This is a genomic window from Clostridioides sp. LIBA-7602, from assembly GCF_056688945.1.
Map to the genome: position 1 here is coordinate 1,047,794 of NZ_CP196991.1, position 19,133 is coordinate 1,066,926.

Annotated in this window: 17 protein-coding genes and 1 other annotated feature; all 17 genes read left to right on the forward strand. The window is 28.7% G+C overall.

Annotated features, from left to right (window positions below; genetic code table 11):
- The first annotated feature begins 41 nt into the window (after positions 1-41).
- The 17 genes from ACTG45_RS05115 to ACTG45_RS05195 all read left to right on the forward strand — a co-directional run bounded on the left by ACTG45_RS05115 (position 42) and on the right by ACTG45_RS05195 (position 18,915).
- The gene (locus tag ACTG45_RS05115) at positions 42-1,184 is read left to right on the forward strand and encodes an aldo/keto reductase (RefSeq protein ID WP_021383748.1); all 1,143 of its coding nucleotides are present in this window, start codon (positions 42-44) and stop codon (positions 1,182-1,184) included.
- A 307-nt stretch (positions 1,185-1,491) separates the two neighbouring features.
- Entirely contained in the window at positions 1,492-2,712 is a 1,221-nt protein-coding gene (locus ACTG45_RS05120; protein ID WP_234781101.1) for a DUF6080 domain-containing protein, read from the forward strand.
- 28 nt (positions 2,713-2,740) lie between these two features.
- Positions 2,741-3,628: a decaprenyl-phosphate phosphoribosyltransferase gene (locus ACTG45_RS05125; RefSeq protein WP_479919953.1), complete on the forward strand. Its 888-nt coding sequence runs from the start codon at positions 2,741-2,743 to the stop codon at positions 3,626-3,628.
- Between the two features lie 21 nt (positions 3,629-3,649).
- Positions 3,650-4,279: an HAD family hydrolase gene (locus tag ACTG45_RS05130; protein ID WP_021383778.1), complete on the forward strand. Its 630-nt coding sequence runs from the start codon at positions 3,650-3,652 to the stop codon at positions 4,277-4,279.
- 31 nt (positions 4,280-4,310) lie between these two features.
- Complete coding sequence (locus ACTG45_RS05135) at positions 4,311-4,748, forward strand: COG2426 family protein (RefSeq protein ID WP_021383745.1); 438 nt, start codon at positions 4,311-4,313, stop codon at positions 4,746-4,748.
- 253 nt (positions 4,749-5,001) lie between these two features.
- Positions 5,002-6,369 (forward strand): MATE family efflux transporter, encoded by a 1,368-nt coding sequence (locus ACTG45_RS05140; RefSeq protein ID WP_021383746.1) that lies wholly within the window; start codon positions 5,002-5,004, stop codon positions 6,367-6,369.
- Positions 6,370-6,579: 210 nt separating this feature from the next.
- Positions 6,580-7,845, forward strand: coding sequence for a 30S ribosomal protein S1 (locus ACTG45_RS05145; RefSeq protein ID WP_021383773.1), 1,266 nt, complete (start codon positions 6,580-6,582; stop codon positions 7,843-7,845).
- Positions 7,846-7,962: 117 nt separating this feature from the next.
- Complete coding sequence (locus ACTG45_RS05150) at positions 7,963-8,682, forward strand: phosphatase (protein WP_021383759.1); 720 nt, start codon at positions 7,963-7,965, stop codon at positions 8,680-8,682.
- Positions 8,683-8,702: 20 nt separating this feature from the next.
- On the forward strand, positions 8,703-9,149 hold the full coding sequence (locus ACTG45_RS05155; protein ID WP_021383765.1) for a hypothetical protein: 447 nt from the start codon (positions 8,703-8,705) through the stop codon (positions 9,147-9,149).
- A gap of 156 nt (positions 9,150-9,305) precedes the next feature.
- Positions 9,306-9,552 (forward strand) — a binding site (T-box leader).
- A gap of 127 nt (positions 9,553-9,679) precedes the next feature.
- On the forward strand, positions 9,680-11,422 hold the full coding sequence (gene leuA / locus ACTG45_RS05160; protein ID WP_479919954.1) for a 2-isopropylmalate synthase: 1,743 nt from the start codon (positions 9,680-9,682) through the stop codon (positions 11,420-11,422).
- A complete protein-coding gene (gene leuC / locus ACTG45_RS05165) occupies positions 11,379-12,656 on the forward strand; it encodes a 3-isopropylmalate dehydratase large subunit (RefSeq protein ID WP_479919955.1) in 1,278 nt (425 codons plus the stop codon). Before leuA ends, leuC begins: the two co-directional genes overlap by 44 nt.
- Before the next feature lie 14 nt (positions 12,657-12,670).
- A complete protein-coding gene (gene leuD, locus ACTG45_RS05170; protein WP_021383791.1) occupies positions 12,671-13,162 on the forward strand; it encodes a 3-isopropylmalate dehydratase small subunit in 492 nt (163 codons plus the stop codon).
- 6 nt (positions 13,163-13,168) lie between these two features.
- Positions 13,169-14,239, forward strand: a complete 1,071-nt coding sequence (gene leuB, locus ACTG45_RS05175; protein WP_479919956.1) for a 3-isopropylmalate dehydrogenase — start codon at positions 13,169-13,171, stop codon at positions 14,237-14,239.
- A gap of 282 nt (positions 14,240-14,521) precedes the next feature.
- Entirely contained in the window at positions 14,522-15,037 is a 516-nt protein-coding gene (locus ACTG45_RS05180; protein WP_044212935.1) for a PaaI family thioesterase, read from the forward strand.
- 352 nt (positions 15,038-15,389) lie between these two features.
- Positions 15,390-16,466 carry a pyridoxal-phosphate-dependent aminotransferase family protein gene (locus ACTG45_RS05185; RefSeq protein ID WP_021383755.1) on the forward strand — a complete coding sequence of 359 codons (1,077 nt, stop codon included), beginning with the start codon at positions 15,390-15,392 and terminating at the stop codon, positions 16,464-16,466.
- A 226-nt stretch (positions 16,467-16,692) separates the two neighbouring features.
- Complete coding sequence (locus ACTG45_RS05190; protein WP_479918310.1) at positions 16,693-17,634, forward strand: D-2-hydroxyacid dehydrogenase; 942 nt, start codon at positions 16,693-16,695, stop codon at positions 17,632-17,634.
- A gap of 30 nt (positions 17,635-17,664) precedes the next feature.
- Positions 17,665-18,915, forward strand: a complete 1,251-nt coding sequence (locus ACTG45_RS05195) for a DUF1015 domain-containing protein (RefSeq protein WP_021383787.1) — start codon at positions 17,665-17,667, stop codon at positions 18,913-18,915.
- Positions 18,916-19,133 lie beyond the last annotated feature (218 nt).

Sequence of the window (19,133 nt, forward strand, 5' to 3'; positions counted from 1 at the left end):
TAAAGAAATTAAGTCTTAATATATCTAAGGAGGAATTTATAATGAGATACGTTGAATATGGCAAGACGGGGAAAATGGTTTCAGTAGTTGGTTATGGAGGATTAAGGTTTGATTTAGAGAAAAGCAACCAAGAAAATGCTGATTTAGTTAAATACGCATATGAAAAAGGTATTAATTATTTCGATACAGCACCAGGATATTGTGATGACAGAAGTGAAGATATATTTGGACTAGCTTTTAGACAAATGATAGATGAAGGTAAGACCGATTTTTATGTATCAACTAAAGAAAAACCGAAAGTATGCGATACATCAGAAAAAGCCATAACAGCAGTAAAAAAGTCAATAGAACGATTAGGCGTATCTAAAATAAATTTTTATCATGTTTGGAATATTAGAAAGATGGAGCATTATGAACTAGCTATGAAACCTGGGGGTCAATATGAAGGATTATTAAAATGTAAAGAAGAAGGATTGATAGACCATATAGTATTCTCATCACATCAACCAGGTGATGAAGTTATAGATATCCTCGATGAAAATAAGTTTGAAGGTGTAACTATGGGAATCAATATATTAAACTTTCCATATAGACTAAAAGGTGCTAAGTATGCTGTTGATAATGGATATGGTGTTGTAGCTATGAATCCATTAAGTGGTGGAACTATTCCAAAATACAATAAAGAGCTTTCTTTTCTAGCAAAAGATAGGGAAAGTACTATAGAAGCAGCTTTAAGATTTAATATAGGAATTCCACAAATAAACGTATCTTTGATAGGGTTTAATAAAAAGCAAGATATAGATGATGCATGTAAAATTGCGGATGAAAATAGAATTTATTCAGATGAAGATATACATGACATTGAAACAAGATTAAATCAAAATATGAATGAAATATGTACAGGATGTGGGTATTGTAAGGTATGTCCAAAAGGTATTAATACTCCAGCTTATATGCTTTTTTATAATGAAAAGCAGATGTTTAAAAAGAGTGATGAAGAGATGACAAAATTAGTTTATGGATTAGGGCATTGGAATTATACAATGAATAGTGATGCAAAAGCTGAAGAGTGTATATCTTGTGGAAAATGTGAAGTTGAATGTACTCAGCATTTACCTATAATTGATAGATTAAAAGAGATTAAAAAGTGGGAAGAAAATGGAGTTAATGATGTTACAGTATAATTAATTTATATCATACTTGAAATTTATTGTTTAGTAATATTTTAAAATATAATTTTAATATTTAAGGAGACAAGATATAATTTTGTCTCCTTAAATTATGTTTTTGTATTTTATAAAAATAAATACTATATATATAGTATCTATTTAAACATAGCATTAATAAAGTGAATATTGTGGTTGTAAATAAAGAGTTATTCAATTACAATAAAACAAGTAAGGATATTATAAAGGGGAATTATTAAAATTAAAGGAATAAATTGTAGGTAGCAGCAAATCCTATATGATGAATGGATGGTGATATATATTGATGAGTAAAATATTAAAATACAAAAATGAGATGTTGTTGTTTATATTAGTTGTAATAACTTATCTAATAATAACTAAGATATTTTTTTCCAAGACTACTATATTTTATGACTTGAACAATACTTATGATGTATTGTTAGATACAGATACAGGTGTTTTATTCAATTTAAATGTATTTGCTATAAATCAAGATAATAGTAAACACATATTATTTTCAGCAATTATATCAATTTTTGCATATCCAATATACTTATTTTGTACTTCAATAGCAAATCCAGGGACAGCCGATTTTAATAGTGCTTATGGATTTGGATTAATTTGTCTACAAATAATAACTAGTGCTATGTCTATAACTTTAGTTTTTAATCATATTAAAAAGATAAAAATGCAGAGGTTAACTTTAATTTTACTTACTATGATAATGATATTTTCTTTCCCACAACTATTTATGACTTTAAATGTAGAGAGGTTTATATATAGTCAATTTTCATTAATATTTTTCATAGTTATTGCAAATAAGATGAAAGGAAAGTATTCTTATTTGGTGGAATTCGCTGCTATTCCTCTATTTGGAATAACTATTAGTAATATATATTTGTATTTTTTTAATATGATATTTGAATTTAAATTAAAAATAGGAAAAATGTTAAAACATTTAGCTACATTTATCTTAATGGCATACATTTGTGTAATTTCAACGAAATCTTATGAGAGTTTCATGAATCTTGGAAATGTAATACAGTATGATACTAAATTTATAAGTGGAGAACCAATTCTAGAAAAAATTGCAATGATTATAGAGAGACTACTATACTCAGTTTTTTATTTTCCTGGAGCAGCGTTAAAAAAAGGTCTATTTTTGCAAAATGGTGAAGTTTCAACAATACCAGTTATTCTTACATTATTAGCATTTTGTTTTTGTGTTTTATCAGTTATTGAAAACTCAGACAAAAGAGTACCTAAACTATGTATGGGAATAGTTATATTTAACTTAACTTTACATGGAATAATAGGATACAATCTAGTTAATTCAAGTATTATGGCTATAAATTTTAGTTTTGCAGTTATAGTTTTATTGGCTTACTTTACTAAAGCACTTAGAAAAAATGAAAAAAATATGTATAATATATTTCTATCATTGTTATTGGTTACTATAATAATCAGTAATGTAAATGGATTTATAGAAATTTTAAATATAGGAATAAAGTCATATCCTGTTTAAAAAATAATGTTGAAAGGGTAGTAAGTTTATGAAACAGACAAATACAAATATAAAGCTTCTTACTAAAATTTCAGATTATATAAAACTAATGAGAATAAAGCAATATATAAAGAATTTTTTTGTATTTTCTGCTATAATTTTTTCGAATAATATGCTAAATACAAATTTATTGTTAAAAACATTTATTGCATTTGTATGTTTTTGCCTTATGTCATCATCAGTATATGCATTAAATGATGCCATAGATATGGACAAGGATAAAAAACATCCCAAAAAACGCAATAGACCAGTTGCAAGTGGAAGAATAAGTAAAAGAAATGCTAATATACTATTTGTAATATTGGCTTTGTGTTCAATTTGTTTATCAACAGTTGTTAATTTTAATTTATCTATAATCCTTGTTCTTTATTTGATAAACAATATATTATATTCTCTTAAGTTAAAGAATATAATACTATTAGATGTGTTTTCCATATCTCTTGGATTTATACTTAGGGTCTATGCAGGGTGTGTAGCCATAAATGTCAACTTATCAAATTGGATAATATTATGTACCTTTTTCTTATCTTTATACTTAGCTTTTGGAAAGCGTGAAAAAGAAATAGTGACTTTAAGAGATGATGCAATTGAACATAGAAAGATATTAGAAGATTATGATATAGAAAATCTAAATCAAATGATGGTAGTAATGTTAAGTTCTACAATTGTATGTTATGCATTGTACTCTACAAGTAATCCAGAAAAGCCACATATGATATTTACAACCATATTTGTAGTTTATGGTGTACTTAGATATAATTATATAATTAATACTACAAATGAAGGGAATCCCACCGATATTGTATTAAAAGACAGTGCTTTAAAAATAAACGTAATATTATGGATAATTGCATGTTTTATAATATTAATTTTTTAGTGATAGGATGGGGAAATACTTATGAAAAAAAGTGTACTATTACTCGATATAGATTATACTGTTATAAATACTGATAGCATGTTAGATTTTTTTATTTATTCTTTAAAAAATAAAACATTTAAAACTATTATAAAGTTGCCATACATTATTTTTACTCTAGCTATGTATTTAATTAGAATAGTACCTTTGAAAAGAGCAAAAGAGGCAATCTTTCATCCAATAGTAGATTTTAGTGAAGAAGATTTAAAAATTTTTTTTGATGACTGTATAATGAAAAAAATTAACGAGTCTATGAAAAAAGTTATTTACAAAAACAAAGAAGAGCATAATGTTATAATTATGATAACAGCATCTCCATATGCATATATGAAATACTTTAAACATTATGGTTTTGCAGACGAGGTCATAGGCACTGAGTTATTTTACAAAAATTCAAGATATAAAAATCAATTCATTGGAGAAAACTGTAAGGGAATTGAAAAGATACAAAGAATAAAGACTGTGTTAGATAAGCTTGGGATAGAGATTGATTATGAAAATTCATATGCATATTCGGACTCTAAGAGTGATTTACCGATGCTTTCATTAGCTAAAAACGCATTTTTGGTTAGTAAAAAGAATGGTGAAGTTATAGAACAAATAAATTCATAACTTAATATCACTTAGAATAGGAGGGAATAGTTTGGGATATTTACACATATTAATTTTGTCTATGGTTCCTGTAACAGAATTAAGAGGAGCAATTCCTATAGGTATTGCAATGGGCTTAAATCCTATGTGGGTTTATGTATTTAGTGTAATTGGTTCTACCTTGGTATCAATTCCCTTGATATTAACATTTAGGCACATATTGCAATTTTTAAGAGGGAAAAAGCTATTTAAAGGGATTGCAGATACAATTGATAGGAAAATAAATTCAAGGATGAAAAAATTAAAAAGTGTTTCAATAATAGGTATAATACTATTTGTAGGGATACCACTTCCAACTACAGGAACATGGACGGCATCTGCTATAGCTTCTATATTAAAAATGAGAATAAAAGATGCTTTTATAGGAGTATTTCTTGGCAATTTGCTATCAGGAGTTATAGTTTCAGCTCTTTCTCTACATATAATATAAAACTATCCAAACAATATATTTGGATAGTTTTTTTGTGAGTAGATACAAAACTATTTTTAAAAATAGCCACAAAAACTGATGGAGTATTTAAATTCATTTAGCTCTAAAATGTTTACTATGGATAAAGAAATATAGTATAGTATTACTTGTGAGGAAAGTACTACAAATTTTCTTACAAGTAAAATAAAATTTTTATATGGAATAAGATTTCAATTACAATAAATTTTAATTAACAGAATAAGGAGGTTTTAAAGTGGAAAATTCAAACACTAATTTAGGCAATGAAAGTGTAGGAAAATTGTTATTTAAACTTGCTACACCCGCTATTATCGCACAAATTGTAAATGTTTTATACAACATAGTGGACAGGATTTTTATTGGTAGAATGGAAAGTGGAGAAGTTGCTATGGCAGGTGTTGGAGTAGCATTTCCAATAATAATTATAATAACTTCATGTAGTTATTTAATTGGTATGGGAGGAGGCCCATTAGCAGCCATAAAAATGGGTGAACAAGATAATGATGGTGCAGAGAAAATAATGAGTAATAGTTTTTCTGTACTAGTGATTTTAGCAATACTTTTAACTATAGGTTTTCAGATTGGAAAAGAGCCTCTGCTTTGGATGTTTGGGGCAAGTGAATCTACTATTGGATATTCAATGGATTATTTAAAAATTTATTTAATAGGTACAGTATTTGTTCAAATCTCATTGGGAATGAACACTTTTATAAATACCCAAGGATTTGCTACAACTGGTATGATTACAGTTGCTATAGGTGCTTTGATAAACATAATACTTGACCCAATTTTTATATTTGGTCTTAATATGGGTGTAAAGGGAGCTGCATTAGCTACTATAATTGCACAAGGTGTTTCTGCTATTTGGGTATTGGTGTTTTTATTTGGAAAGAAAAGTATACTTAAGATAAAAAAGAAGTATATGATACCTAAAGCAAGTATTATATTACCAGTCTTGGGGTTAGGAATATCTCCATTTATAATGCAATCTACAGAAAGTCTAGTACTTATAGCATTAAATAGTAAATTGCAGATGTATGGAGGAGATTTAGCGGTAGGCTCAATGGCTATAATGAGTAGTATAATGCAAATTCTTATGCTTCCTAATATGGGATTTACACAAGGAGCACAACCGATAATAAGTTACAATTATGGTTCAGGACAACTTGATAGAGTCAAAAAGACATTTAAATTATGTCTATTGTCATGTTTTACATATTCTACTATTTTGTGGATTCTACTTATGATGTTCCCTGCATTTTTTGTTGGTATATTTAATAATAATCCGCAGTTACTTAGCATGACTAGTTGGAGTATAAAAATATATTTTGCAGGTTCTTTTATGTTTGGAATTCAACTAGCTTGTCAACAAACATTTTTAGCACTTGGAAAAGCAAAGATATCTTTGATTTTAGCTCTTCTTAGAAAAGTTGTACTTTTAATACCTTTAATATTTATACTTCCAGCATTTTTTAATGAAAAACTTTTTGCAGTGCTTTTAGCAGAGCCAGTTGCAGATATAACAGCAGCTACTGTAACAGCAATCTGTTTCTTTGTATTTTATAAAAGTTCTCTATCAAAATCTAAAACAACAGAAGAATAGGATATATATAATAAAATTTCCATGAAAATATTTTAGTAGATAAAAATTAGAATTTGTATTTTAATTTAATAAGATATTTTCTATAATGTATAAAGATATAAAGTCGAATTAATTTTAAAAATTACAGTAAGAAAAATGTAAGTATTTGCAATATTAATGGTATAATATTTACAGATATGATAATTAATAAGAGGAAAGGATGTTTATATAATGGAAAATGATTTAACAATGCAAGAATTACTTGACCAGCAAGAACAAGTATTCAGCAAAGTGAAAGTTGGAGAATTAATAACTGGAAAAATAACTGCAGTTAGAAATGATGAAGTACAATTAGGATTAGACTATGGGTTTGATGGAATAATACCTATAAGTGAATTAAACATAGAAAAAAATCAATATATAGAAGATTTATACCATATAGGTGATGAAATAACTGCTGTAATAACAAAAGTATCTCAAAAAGATGGGACAATAACTTTATCTAAATTACAACTTGATAAAAGAAATGATTTTGCTGAATTACAAAAAGCTTATGATGAACATAGAATAATAACTGTAAATGTTGAAAAAAATATAGAAAAAGGTGTGTTTGCTAATTACAATACATATACATTTTTTATACCAATTTCTCAACTTGATACAAAATTCATTACAGACACATCTAAATTTGTTGGACTTAACTTAGAAGTTTATATAAAAGACTTTGATATTAGGAAAAACAGACTTGTAGCATCTCATAGAGACGTATTACAAGAACGTATAAATAAAGAGAAAGAAGAAAGAAGAGCCCAAATTAAAGCAGAAAAAGAAGCTGAAAGAGCTAGAATCAAACAAGAAAGAGAAGAAGAAAAGGCTCGTATTAAAGTTGCAAAAGAAGAATTATTTAATTCACTTGAAGTTGGACAAAAAAGAGATGGTAAAGTAACAAAAATAATGCCTTATGGTGCATTTGTGGATATTGGTGGAATTGAAGGATTAGCACATATAAACAATTTAGCTTGGACAAGAGTTGAAAGTGTTGAAGAAGTTGTTTCAGAAGGTCAAGAAGTAGAAGTTTATGTGCTAGATGTAAATAAAGATACTAAAAAAATTGCATTAGCATTAAAAGACATAAATAATGACCCATGGGATTTAATAGCAAAAGAAGTAAAAATTGATGATGTTGTTAATGCTAAAGTTCTTAGAATAATAGAAAAGGGAGCTTTTGTTCAGATTAAAGAAGGTGTAGATGCTTATTTACCAATATCTGAATTGAGTGATACTAGAGTGGCTAAAGTTACTAATGTTGTTAATATTGGAGATGAAGTTAAAGTTAAAATTCTTGACTTTAAACCAAAGACTAAAAGAATGTTAGTTTCAATAAAAGAGGCAACTAGAGAGCCAGAAGAAGATATAACAGAATACTTAGAAGTAGAAGAATCTTTAGGAAGTATTGGAGAATTATTTAAAGATAAATTTAAAGATTTAGAAGTGTAAAATAATTGAAAATGGGGCTGTTTTAAAACATTACTCTGTCTATTATGACAGCTTTAGTTTTGAAATAGCCCTTTAGCTATCTACAAAAACTTATATAAGATGTTAGGAGGAAGTTTAATGAAAAAGTCTATTATAGATGTACATTGTCACACCTTAATAAGTGGACATGCACACAGTACTTTTAAAGAAAATGTTGAAGAAGCAATTCAGAAAAATATAAAATATCTGGGAATATCAGACCATGGACCTAATATGCCAGGAGGTCCACATCCATTTTATTTTTATAATTTACATCTACTTCCACGAAAAGTACAAAATGTAAGAGTTCTTAGAGGAATAGAAGGGAACATAATGGATTATGATGGAAATTTAGATGTTCAGGAAGATATGTTACAACACTTGGACTATGTAATTGCAAGTCTGCATAGACCTTGTATAATTTCAGGAACAAAAGAAGAAAATACAAATGCTATTTTGAATGTAATGGATAAACCTAAAGTAAAAATAATTGGTCATCCAGATGATAGTAGATATCCTTTAGATTATGAATCTATAGTAAAGAAAGCTAAAGAAAAAAACATTCTTTTAGAAATAAATAATTCATCATTAAGTTCAAATTCTCATAGAACTGGAACTTGGGAAAATGCAAGTCACATGTTAATGCTATGTAAAACATATGGTGTAAGAGTAATTCTTGGTACGGATTCTCATATATGTTATTCTATAGGAGAATTTGAAAATGCAGAGAAAGTTTTAAAATCAGTAGATTTTCCAGATGAATTAGTCATAAATTATCATGAAGATGAAATTATAGAGTTTTTTGATATTAATTTTTAGAATCGTAGGAGTGAAAAATTTTGAGTAAAAACAAGTTTATCTATATGAATTATTATGACAATGGTTATTTTAAAAAAGGAATGGCTATATATATGGTCTTGGCACTTGTAATTTTAGCTACGATTTTTATATATTCAACGACAATCTTATACCTTTTATGTATAATAACAGCAGTTTTTCTTTTTAAACAAGGTCGTGATTTTTCAAATAAATATGAGGGAGAGGTATATCTTACTCTCGATAATCATTCAATATCAATAAATAATCAATATATATTCAGTATAAAATCTAAAAAAAATCAAAAGTTTAACTATAAAATAATAGAAAAAATAGAAGTGGCAAAAAAAATATTAAATATATATACTGATGATTCTAGTTACAAAATTAGATTGAGTGCATTGAGTGTAGAAGATGAAAAAAAATTATTGAATATCATAGAGGAAAAGATGAAAAAGTTTAAGGTATAATACTATACTATTTTCAATAGTTAGCATGGTTTATAAAATTACTTATCAAAAATAAAAAATAAAAAAACATAGATAATTATTTTTTTGTGTTGACAATACTTTTTAATGTGTATATAATAACTATTAAATCAAAATATTTAGAAAATTTAAATGATTAAAAAAGCGATGAATAGAAGTAGTAAGAACAATGAAACTTTCAGAGAGCTAAAGTGTGGTGTGATTTAGCAGTTGATAGTTCTGAACTTGTCTAGGAGCTGTTTCCAGGATTTAAGTCTTAGGATAATCGGAGTAATTCCACGTTATAGGGAATATAGTCATTACAAGTATTGATTTTGGCTATTACTAAGAGAGCTTTTTATAAAGCTAAATAGAGTGGTACCGCGAGCAAAACCTCGTCTCTAATTTTATTAGAGATGAGGTTATTTTTATTCTAATGATAAAATTAACATTTATTCTTATGAATTAAATAGGGTAAGATTGCGTCGATATAAAGTATACTGGATACAAAAAACAAAAAAGGGGGAAATAGCATGAAATATGGTAAGTATAAAAAATATGGTAAAATGCAAATAGAAAATCGTAAATGGCCAGATAATGAGATATTTAAAGCTCCAATTTGGTGTAGTGTTGATTTAAGGGATGGAAATCAATCACTACCAACACCTATGAGTGTAAATGAAAAAGTCAGAATGTTCAAAATGCTTTTGGATACGGGATTTAAGGAAATAGAAGTGGGATTTCCATCAGCATCAAATACAGAATATACATTTTTAAGAAAACTAATAGATGAGGATATGATTCCAGATGATGTGACGATACAAGTTCTTACACAATCTAGAGCCCATCTTATAGAAAAAACATTTGAATCAATAAGAGGATGTAAGAAAGCAATTATACATTTATATAATTCTACATCGGTTCTTCAAAGAGATGTGGTCTTTAATATGAGTAAACAAGAAATAATAGATATAGCAGTTGAAGGGGCAAAATTGTTTAATGAAGAAGTAAAAAAATACCCAGAGACAGAATTCACTTTTGAATATTCACCAGAAAGTTTTACAGGAACAGAAATGTATTATGCACTTGAAATATGTGAGGCAGTGATAGATGTTTGGAAGCCAACTCCACAAAAGAAGGTGATAATAAACCTTCCATCAACAGTGGAAATGGCAACACCAAATGTGTATGCAGACCAAATAGAGTGGTTTTGTGAAAATGTAAGTTGTAGAGATTCTATTATACTAAGTTTGCACACTCACAATGATAGAGGAACTTGTACAGCAGCAAGTGAACTTGGGTTATTGGCTGGAGCAGATAGACTTGAAGGTACTTTGTTTGGAAATGGTGAAAGAACGGGAAATATGGATATAGTAAATGTTGGACTTAATCTTTATACACAAGGGATAGACCCAGATTTAGATTTCAGTAATATTGATAAGATAAGAGAAATATATGAGGGATGTACAAAACTTATAGTGCATGATAGACATCCATATGCAGGTAATCTTGTACATTGTGCTTTTTCAGGTTCACATCAAGATGCTATTAGAAAAGGCATGATAGCAATGAAAAACAGAGCTGATGATTACTGGGAAGTTCCATACTTGCCAATAGACCCTCATGATATAGGAAGAGAATACAAAGAGATTATTAGAATAAATAGCCAATCTGGTAAAGGAGGAGCTGTTTATATAATGGAAACAGATTATGGATTTATGATACCTAAGAATATGCATTCTGATTTTGGAAATGTAGTAAAAATGGAATCTGATAGAATAGGGGAAGAACTTAGTAGTGAAGCAATATTTAACTTATTTAAGAAAGAATATATTGATGTTGAAAGCCCTTATAAAGTTAAAAAATATAAAATAAAATCAATGGATGAACTAAACTATGAAAATGATGACTCTAATGATACCAACATGATTGAGATGACTGCAAGAATAACTTACATGGGAAATGAACAAAGGATTGTTGGTGTAGGAAATGGGCCTGTAGATTCATTTAACAATGCATTAAAAGAATGTGGTATGAAAGATTACAAATTCAGATACTATTGGGAACATGCACTAGAAGAAGGTTCACATTCAAGAGGTGTAGCTTATGTAGGGATAGAACACAACGATAAAGTCTATTTTGGTGTAAGTATATCGGAAAACATAAATACGGCAGCTATTAATGCACTTATGAACGCAATAAATAAAAGTTATATTGAGGAGGAAGTAAAAGATGGGGATGACTATGACACAGAAAATCTTAGCCAAACATGCTAATTTAAATGAGGTTAAGAAAGGGCAGTTAATTGAAGCAGATTTAGATATAGTTTTAGGAAATGATATAACATCGCCAGTAGCTATTAGAGAATTTGAAAAATTAGGCATTAAAGATGTTTATGATAAGACTAAAGTAGTGATGGTTTTAGACCACTTTGCACCTAACAAAGATATAAAGAGCGCAGAACAATGCAAGTTTACAAGAAGTTTTGCGAAATCAAAAGGGGTTATAAATTTCTTTGATGTGGGAGAGATGGGAATAGAACATGTTCTTCTTCCTGAAAAAGGGATAGTAACAGCTGGAGATGTAATTATAGGTGCAGATTCTCATACTTGCACATATGGAGCATTAGGAGCATTTTCTACTGGTGTAGGTTCGACTGATATGGGAGCAGGTATGGCTACAGGAAAATGTTGGTTTAAGGTACCTGGAGCAATAAAATTTATTTTAAAGAATAAACCAAATAAATGGATAAGTGGTAAAGATGTAATACTTCATATAATAGGTAAGATAGGCGTTGATGGTGCACTTTATAAGTCAATGGAGTTTTGTGGAGATGGAGTAAAGTATTTATCTATGGATGATAGATTTACTATTTGTAATATGGCAATAGAGGCAGGAGCTAAAAATGGAATTTTTTCAGTAGATGATAAAACTATGGAATATATAAATTCACATAAGTGTACAACAATAACAAAAGATGTAAATGTATACGAAGCAGATAAAGATGCAGTTTATGATGAAGTATATGAAATTGATTTAGCTGAACTAAGAGAGACAGTAGCTTTTCCTCATCTTCCTGAAAACACTAAAACAGTAGATGAGATTGATACGGATATAAAGATAGACCAAGTTGTAATAGGCTCTTGTACAAATGGAAGAATATCAGACCTTGAAGTAGCATCTGAAATCATGAAAGGTAAAAAAGTTGCAGATGGAGTTAGAGTTATGATATTCCCTGGAACTCAACAAGTATATCTTGAAGCTATAGAAATGGGTTATATCACTACTTTTATAGAGGCAGGAGCAGCAGTTTCTACTCCAACTTGTGGACCTTGTTTAGGAGGTCATATGGGAATACTTGCGTCAGGAGAAAAATCAATTTCAACAACAAATAGGAACTTTGTAGGAAGAATGGGTCATGTTGATTCAGAAGTATATCTTGCAAGTCCAGCCGTAGCAGCAGCATCAGCTATAACTGGTAAAATATCAAAACCATCAGATATAATTTAAAGGAGGTAAAGTTTATGATTGCTAATGGAAGTGTTTTTAAATTCGGTGATAATATAGATACAGATGTAATAATACCAGCTAGATATTTAAATATAGCTGACTATAAGGAATTAGCTATGCATTGTATGGAGGATATTGATGATAAATTTGTTTCTAAGGTAAAAAAAGGAGACATTATAGTTGCCACTAAAAACTTTGGTTGTGGTTCATCAAGGGAGCATGCTCCAATTGTAATAAAAGAAAGTGGAGTGTCATGTGTAATTGCTTCTACTTTTGCTAGAATATTTTTTAGAAACTCTATAAATATAGGGCTTCCTATACTTGAATGTGAAGAGGCTGCTAATAATATAGAAGAAGGAGATAATGTAGAAGTAGATTTTTCTACAGGTGTGATAAAAAATATAACAAAAGGAAAAGAGTATAAGGCGGAACCATTTCCTGAGTTTATGCAAAATATTATACTAAAAGAAGGCTTAATCAATTCGATAAAAGCAAACAGGGGGTAGTGGGGTATGAATTATAATATAGCAGTCATAAAAGGTGATGGTGTTGGACCAGAAATAATAGATGAAGGTATAAAGGTTCTAAATAAAATTTGTTGTAAATTTAACCATAGATTCGATTGTGAATATGTATTAGCTGGGGGATGCGCAATTGATGAAACTGGAGAAGCTTTACCAAATAAAAGTGTTGAAGTTTGTCGAAAAAGCGAAGCGGTATTACTTGGTGCTGTTGGCGGCCCAAAGTGGGATAAATGTAAGGGTGATATAAGACCAGAAGCAGGTCTTTTAAAGTTAAGAGAGTCATTGGGATTATTTGCAAACTTAAGACCAGCAACAATGTATGAAAGTATAAAAGAAGCTTCACCACTTAGAGCAGATATAGTTGAGAAAGGCATTGATTTTGTTGTTGTAAGAGAGTTAACAGGGGGCATTTATTTTGGAGAACGTGGAAGAAAAATTATTGATGGCATTGAAAATGCTTATGATGTAGAGACATATAACGAAAATGAAATAAGAAGAATTGGTAAGAGAGCTTTTGAAATAGCCAGAAATAGAAAAAGAAAACTTATAAGTGTAGATAAGGCAAATGTACTTGAGAGTTCAAGACTTTGGAGAAGTATAATGGAAGAACTAGCTAAAGAGTTTGAGGATGTCGAGTTATCCCATATGTATGTTGATAATGCTGCTATGCAAGTTGTAAGAGAACCTAGTCAGTTTGATGTAATAGTAACTAATAATATATTTGGAGATATAATATCTGATGAAGCATCTATGATTACAGGCTCTATAGGTATGTTACCATCAGCATCACTTAGAGAAGATAGTTTTGGTATGTATGAACCAATACATGGAAGTGCACCTGATATAGCGGGAAAAGATATTGTGAATCCAATTGCAACTATTCTATCTGTAAGCATGATGCTAAGACACAGTTTTAACTTAGAAGAAGAAGCTAAGTGTATTGAAGATGCTGTGCAAAATGTACTTAATAAAGGATATAGAACTAGTGATATCTATAATGGCATGGGAACTGTTGTAGGAACGAAAAAAATGGGCGAATTAATAGTAAATGAAATATAGAATTATAATTTAATTTGTATAATATAAGTTGAATGTATAATTTGGAAAATTAGTAAAAAATCTATTATAATATAGTTTATCTTTAGAACACAATATAGTTTTAAGTAATTTTAATTACATAAAACTATATTGTGTTTTTTTAGAAAGTAATATATAAAATTAAAGTTCTAATATTTAAAATAGTCTATTTTTATTATTAGAAGTTTGCAGGGATTTAATTAATATTATATAATGTATTTTAGAATTATTTAACATTAAGCCACTATTAATGTAGGTTAGGAGATGGAATTTTTGGCAAAGTATAAGGTTTTAAAAAAGCAAAATAGTAGCAAATCTTGTTTAGTTTGTGGGACACAAAATGAACTAGGACTTAAAGCAGATTTTTATGAACTTGAAAATGGAGAACTTGTATCAATTTGTAATACAAAAGATTGGCATCAGAGTTATCCAGGAAGAGTACATGGAGGTATGTCTGCTGCAATATTAGATGAGACTATTGGAAGAGCTGTAAGTATAAATGATGACCAAATTTGGGGTGTAACAGTGTCTTTAGAATTAAAATATAAAAAGCCAGTACCAACAGATGCTACTATAAAAGTTGTTGGAAGAATAACTAAAGAGAATAGAAAATTGTTTGAAGGTACAGGAGAAATAATTCTACCAAATGGAGATATAGCAGTAACAGCAACAGGAAAGTATATGAAAATGCCTATTGGTCAAATTTCAGAAGGTGACTTTTCTAATGAAGAATGGTTTTTTGAAGAATCAAAAGAAAATGTAGAATATATTGAAATTTAATTAAAAAAAGTTTATATCTAAAAAAGATAAAATTAAAAAATTATATAAAAAATATAAGATAAAAATAAATTAGCTATACTAAAAAGATTTCTCTTAATAGCGTTAAATTTACATATCAAAAAAATTAATTTATATAGCTAAAAAGTCTATTTTTTTTTGAGAGTATATTTCAGAATATTCAGACTTGTGATAATGCACGAAATGAATGATTTCATAAAATATATAATATAAATTATACATAAAAAATAAATTTTATGTTGACATAGTTAATTCAGCTTGATATTATAGTTATTAAAAATAAGGACAGTAAAAACGCTATCCATATTACAAACTAAAAAAGGGGGGAATTATAATGAGTAAGAAATTATTTATTCCTGGTCCTATTGATGTTAAAGAAGAAGTCTTGCAAAAGATGGCTACACCAATGATAGGACATAGAGGAAAAGATGCATCTGTACTCCAAAAGAGTATAAGTGAAAAAATGCAAAAACTATTCTATACAAACAACACGATACTTTTATCCACGTCATCCGGAACTGGTTTAATGGAAGGCTCCATTCGTTCCTGTACATCCAAAAAGGCAGCAGTATTTTCCTGTGGATCCTTTGGTGATAGATGGTACAAAATGGCAGTGGCTAATAATGTCCCAGCGGATATATTTAAAGTTGAATTAGGAGAGGCAACAACACCAGAAATGGTTGATAAGGTGCTTTCTACCGGAGAATACGATTTAATAACTGTAACTCACAATGAAACTTCAACTGGAATAAGAAATCCAATAGAAGAAATTGGAGAAGTTGTTAAAAAGTATAAAGATGTGGTCTACTGTGTAGACACTGTAAGTTCAGCCGGTGGAATAAAAGTCGAGGTTGATAAGATTGGAATAGATATTTGTATAACATCAGTACAAAAAGCACTGGGATTACCACCAGGAATGTCTATTTGCACATTTTCTCAAAAAGCAATCGATAGAGCTAAGCAAGTACCTTTTAGAGGAGTATATCTTGATTTGTTAGCAATGTATGAATACTTAATCAAGAAAAACTACCAATACCCTTCAACACCATCTCTTTCTCACATGTTCGCTTTAGATTTCCAATTAGATAATATATTAGATGAAGGCTTAGATAACAGGTTTAACAGACATGAAGACATGGCAAACTTAGTTAGAAACTGGGCTAAAAAACACTTCCAAATTTTTACCAATGAAAATCACTTATCCAATACACTTACTGTTATAGAAAATACTCAAGGTATTAGTGTATCAAATTTAAATTCAAAATTACAAGAACGAGGATTCCAGATAGCAAATGGCTATGGCGATTTAAAAGAAAAAACTTTTAGAATTTCACATATGGGTGACTATACTGTCGAAGATGTACAAGAATTATTAGATAATATTGATGATATATTAGGTTTTAATAAATAATATTATAAAATTATGTATATTTTAAGATAAATTTAGAATATATTTTATAAAAATTACATATTAAATTTTTAACAAAGAATAAGAAAATTTGATATGACTTTAATAAAAAATATTTTGAAAATTATATAAACAGAAAGTTAAACTAAATAAAGTGTTTTATGGATAAAAATACTTTAAAAAATAAAAATTGGGAAAATTAAGTGAATAAAAATTGGAGGAGTTTGTTATGTATAATATATTAATTACTGATGGAATAGAGAAAGAAGCAGCGAGAAAATTGAGAGAGTTAAATTTTAATGTTATAGAGCAGTTTTATGAAAAAGATGTTTTAGGAGATAAACTTAAAGATGTTGATGTACTTGTAGTACGTTCAGCTACTAAAGTTACTAAAGAGGTAATAGATAAAGCATTAGAGGGAAAAAAATTGAAGTTAATAGTAAGAGGTGGAGTAGGATTAGATAACATAGATGTTAAATATGCACAGGCTAATGGCATAAAAGTTATGAATACTCCAAATGCAAGTAGTATATCTGTTGCAGAACTTACAATAGGTCAATTGTTTGTACTTGCAAGATTCATAAATACTGCAAATGTAACTATGAGAGATGGAAAATGGGAGAAGAAAAAATATAAAGGTACAGAAATTAATGGAAAAACACTTGGACTTATTGGTTTTGGAAGAATTGCAAAAGAAGTTGCAAAGAGAGCCGAACTATTAGGTATGGATGTTATATATACTGACATAATGGGTGAAGCACAAGGCTTTAACAAATATAGATTCTGTGATATGGAAGAAGTTTTAGAAAAGGCAGATTTCTTATCTTTACACATACCATTTGATAAGAATAAGGGGGCAGTAATTACTGAAAAAGAAATAAACAAGATGAAAGATGGTGCTTATTTACTAAACTGTGCAAGAGGTGGTTTAGTAGATGAGAAAGATTTACTAAAAGCATTAGATGAAGGTAAATTATCAGCAGCAGCTATAGATGTTTATGAACAAGAACCTACATTAAATCTAGACTTAGTGAATCATCCAAGAGTTTCTCCTACACCTCATATTGGTGCATCTACAGTAGAAGCTCAAGAAAGAATAGGAGAAGAAATCGTAAATGTGATTCAAGATTTCTTTCTTGACTTCAACAATATAATAGAGGTAGCATTATAAAATATTTATATAATTAGGGGGAAATAAGTAATGGCAACGATTAAACCATTTAAGGCGGTTAGACCAAATAAATATATAGTAGATAAAGTAGCAGCACTTCCTTACGATGTTATGAATAGTAAAGAAGCTAGAAAAATTGCAGAAGGGAATCCATATTCATTTTTGCATATAGATAAATCAGAAATTGATTTAGATGAAAATATAGATTTATATGATGAAAAAGTTTATTTAAAAGCGCGAGAAAATTTAGATGAATTTCGACAACAAGAAATTCTAGTAAAAGATGATAAAGAGTGTATATATATATATAAACAAATCATGGATGGTAGAGCTCAAGTTGGTATAGTAGCATGTATATCAGTTGATGAAAGCTTAAATGGAACAATAAAAAAACATGAATACACTCGACCAGAAAAGGAAATTGATAGAACTAAGCATATAAAATACTGTGATGCTAATACGGGAACTATACTTGTAACTTATAAACATCAAAGATTAATAGATGATATAATCAACGATTTTATGGAGAATAATGACCCTTTATATGATTTTGTAACAGATGACAAGATAGAGCATACAGTATGGAAGATTGAGAATGATGATATAATATGCAATTTAGTAGATGAATTTGGAAAGTTAGATTATCTATATATTGCAGATGGCCATCATAGGACAGCTTCAGCAGAAAATGTAGCAAAAGAGATGAGAGCTAAGAACCCAAACTATACTGGAAAAGAAGAATTTAACTATTTTATAGCAATGATTGCACCAGATGAGAATTTAATGGTTTTAGATTATAATAGAGTTATCAAAGACTTAAATGGTTTAAGTGAGGAAGAATTTATAAATAAAATAAAAGAAAATTTTGAGCTAAAAGAAATAGAAGGAAAAGAAAAATATAAACCTGACAAAAAAGGAACTTTCGGAATGTATCTAGGTAATAAATGGTACAAAATGGAGGCTAATAAAAACTTATTAGAAATAGAAGACCCTGTTGATTCATTAGATATTTCTATATTACAAGACTATGTTATTGATGCTATTTTAGGTATTGAAAATCCTAGAGTAGATAAAAGAATTGACTTTATTGGTGGTATAAGAGGTCTTGAAGAATTAGAGAAAAGAGTTAATGAAGATATGAAGGTAGCGTTTGCAATGTATCCAACTAGTATTGAGGACTTGATAAGAGTAGCAGATGCAGGTAAGATAATGCCAGCTAAATCAACATGGTTTGAACCTAAAGTAAGATGTGGGCTATTTCTACATGAAATAAATGAATAATTAATAAAGGGCTAAGAAGTGAGAATTACACTTTTTAGCCCTTTTTTTATTGGAAATCATGCATCAAATATGAACATTAGGATATAATTTTTTCAATAATAGTTACCATTTTTTTAGAAATGGATAATTTTAACATATAGATGGTGATATTCTATGTTATAATTTAGAATGAAAAAATAAAAGGATATTATAATGTTCTACTAGAATTATTATCCGGA

Excerpts from the sequence above, each read along its gene's own strand:
- ACTG45_RS05150 (WP_021383759.1), top strand. The coding sequence starts at position 7,963 with ATGAAAAAGTCTATTATAGATGTACATTGTCACACCTTAATAAGTGGA.
- ACTG45_RS05130 (WP_021383778.1), top strand. The coding sequence starts at position 3,650 with ATGAAAAAAAGTGTACTATTACTCGATATAGATTATACTGTTATAAAT.
- ACTG45_RS05115 (WP_021383748.1), top strand. The coding sequence starts at position 42 with ATGAGATACGTTGAATATGGCAAGACGGGGAAAATGGTTTCAGTAGTT.
- ACTG45_RS05195 (WP_021383787.1), top strand. The coding sequence starts at position 17,665 with ATGGCAACGATTAAACCATTTAAGGCGGTTAGACCAAATAAATATATA.
- leuB (WP_479919956.1), top strand. The coding sequence starts at position 13,169 with ATGAATTATAATATAGCAGTCATAAAAGGTGATGGTGTTGGACCAGAA.
- leuA (WP_479919954.1), top strand. The coding sequence starts at position 9,680 with ATGAAATATGGTAAGTATAAAAAATATGGTAAAATGCAAATAGAAAAT.
- ACTG45_RS05125 (WP_479919953.1), top strand. The coding sequence starts at position 2,741 with ATGAAACAGACAAATACAAATATAAAGCTTCTTACTAAAATTTCAGAT.
- leuD (WP_021383791.1), top strand. The coding sequence starts at position 12,671 with ATGATTGCTAATGGAAGTGTTTTTAAATTCGGTGATAATATAGATACA.
- ACTG45_RS05180 (WP_044212935.1), top strand. The coding sequence starts at position 14,522 with ATGGAATTTTTGGCAAAGTATAAGGTTTTAAAAAAGCAAAATAGTAGC.
- ACTG45_RS05185 (WP_021383755.1), top strand. The coding sequence starts at position 15,390 with ATGAGTAAGAAATTATTTATTCCTGGTCCTATTGATGTTAAAGAAGAA.
- ACTG45_RS05145 (WP_021383773.1), top strand. The coding sequence starts at position 6,580 with ATGGAAAATGATTTAACAATGCAAGAATTACTTGACCAGCAAGAACAA.
- leuC (WP_479919955.1), top strand. The coding sequence starts at position 11,379 with ATGGGGATGACTATGACACAGAAAATCTTAGCCAAACATGCTAATTTA.
- ACTG45_RS05190 (WP_479918310.1), top strand. The coding sequence starts at position 16,693 with ATGTATAATATATTAATTACTGATGGAATAGAGAAAGAAGCAGCGAGA.
- ACTG45_RS05120 (WP_234781101.1), top strand. The coding sequence starts at position 1,492 with ATGAGTAAAATATTAAAATACAAAAATGAGATGTTGTTGTTTATATTA.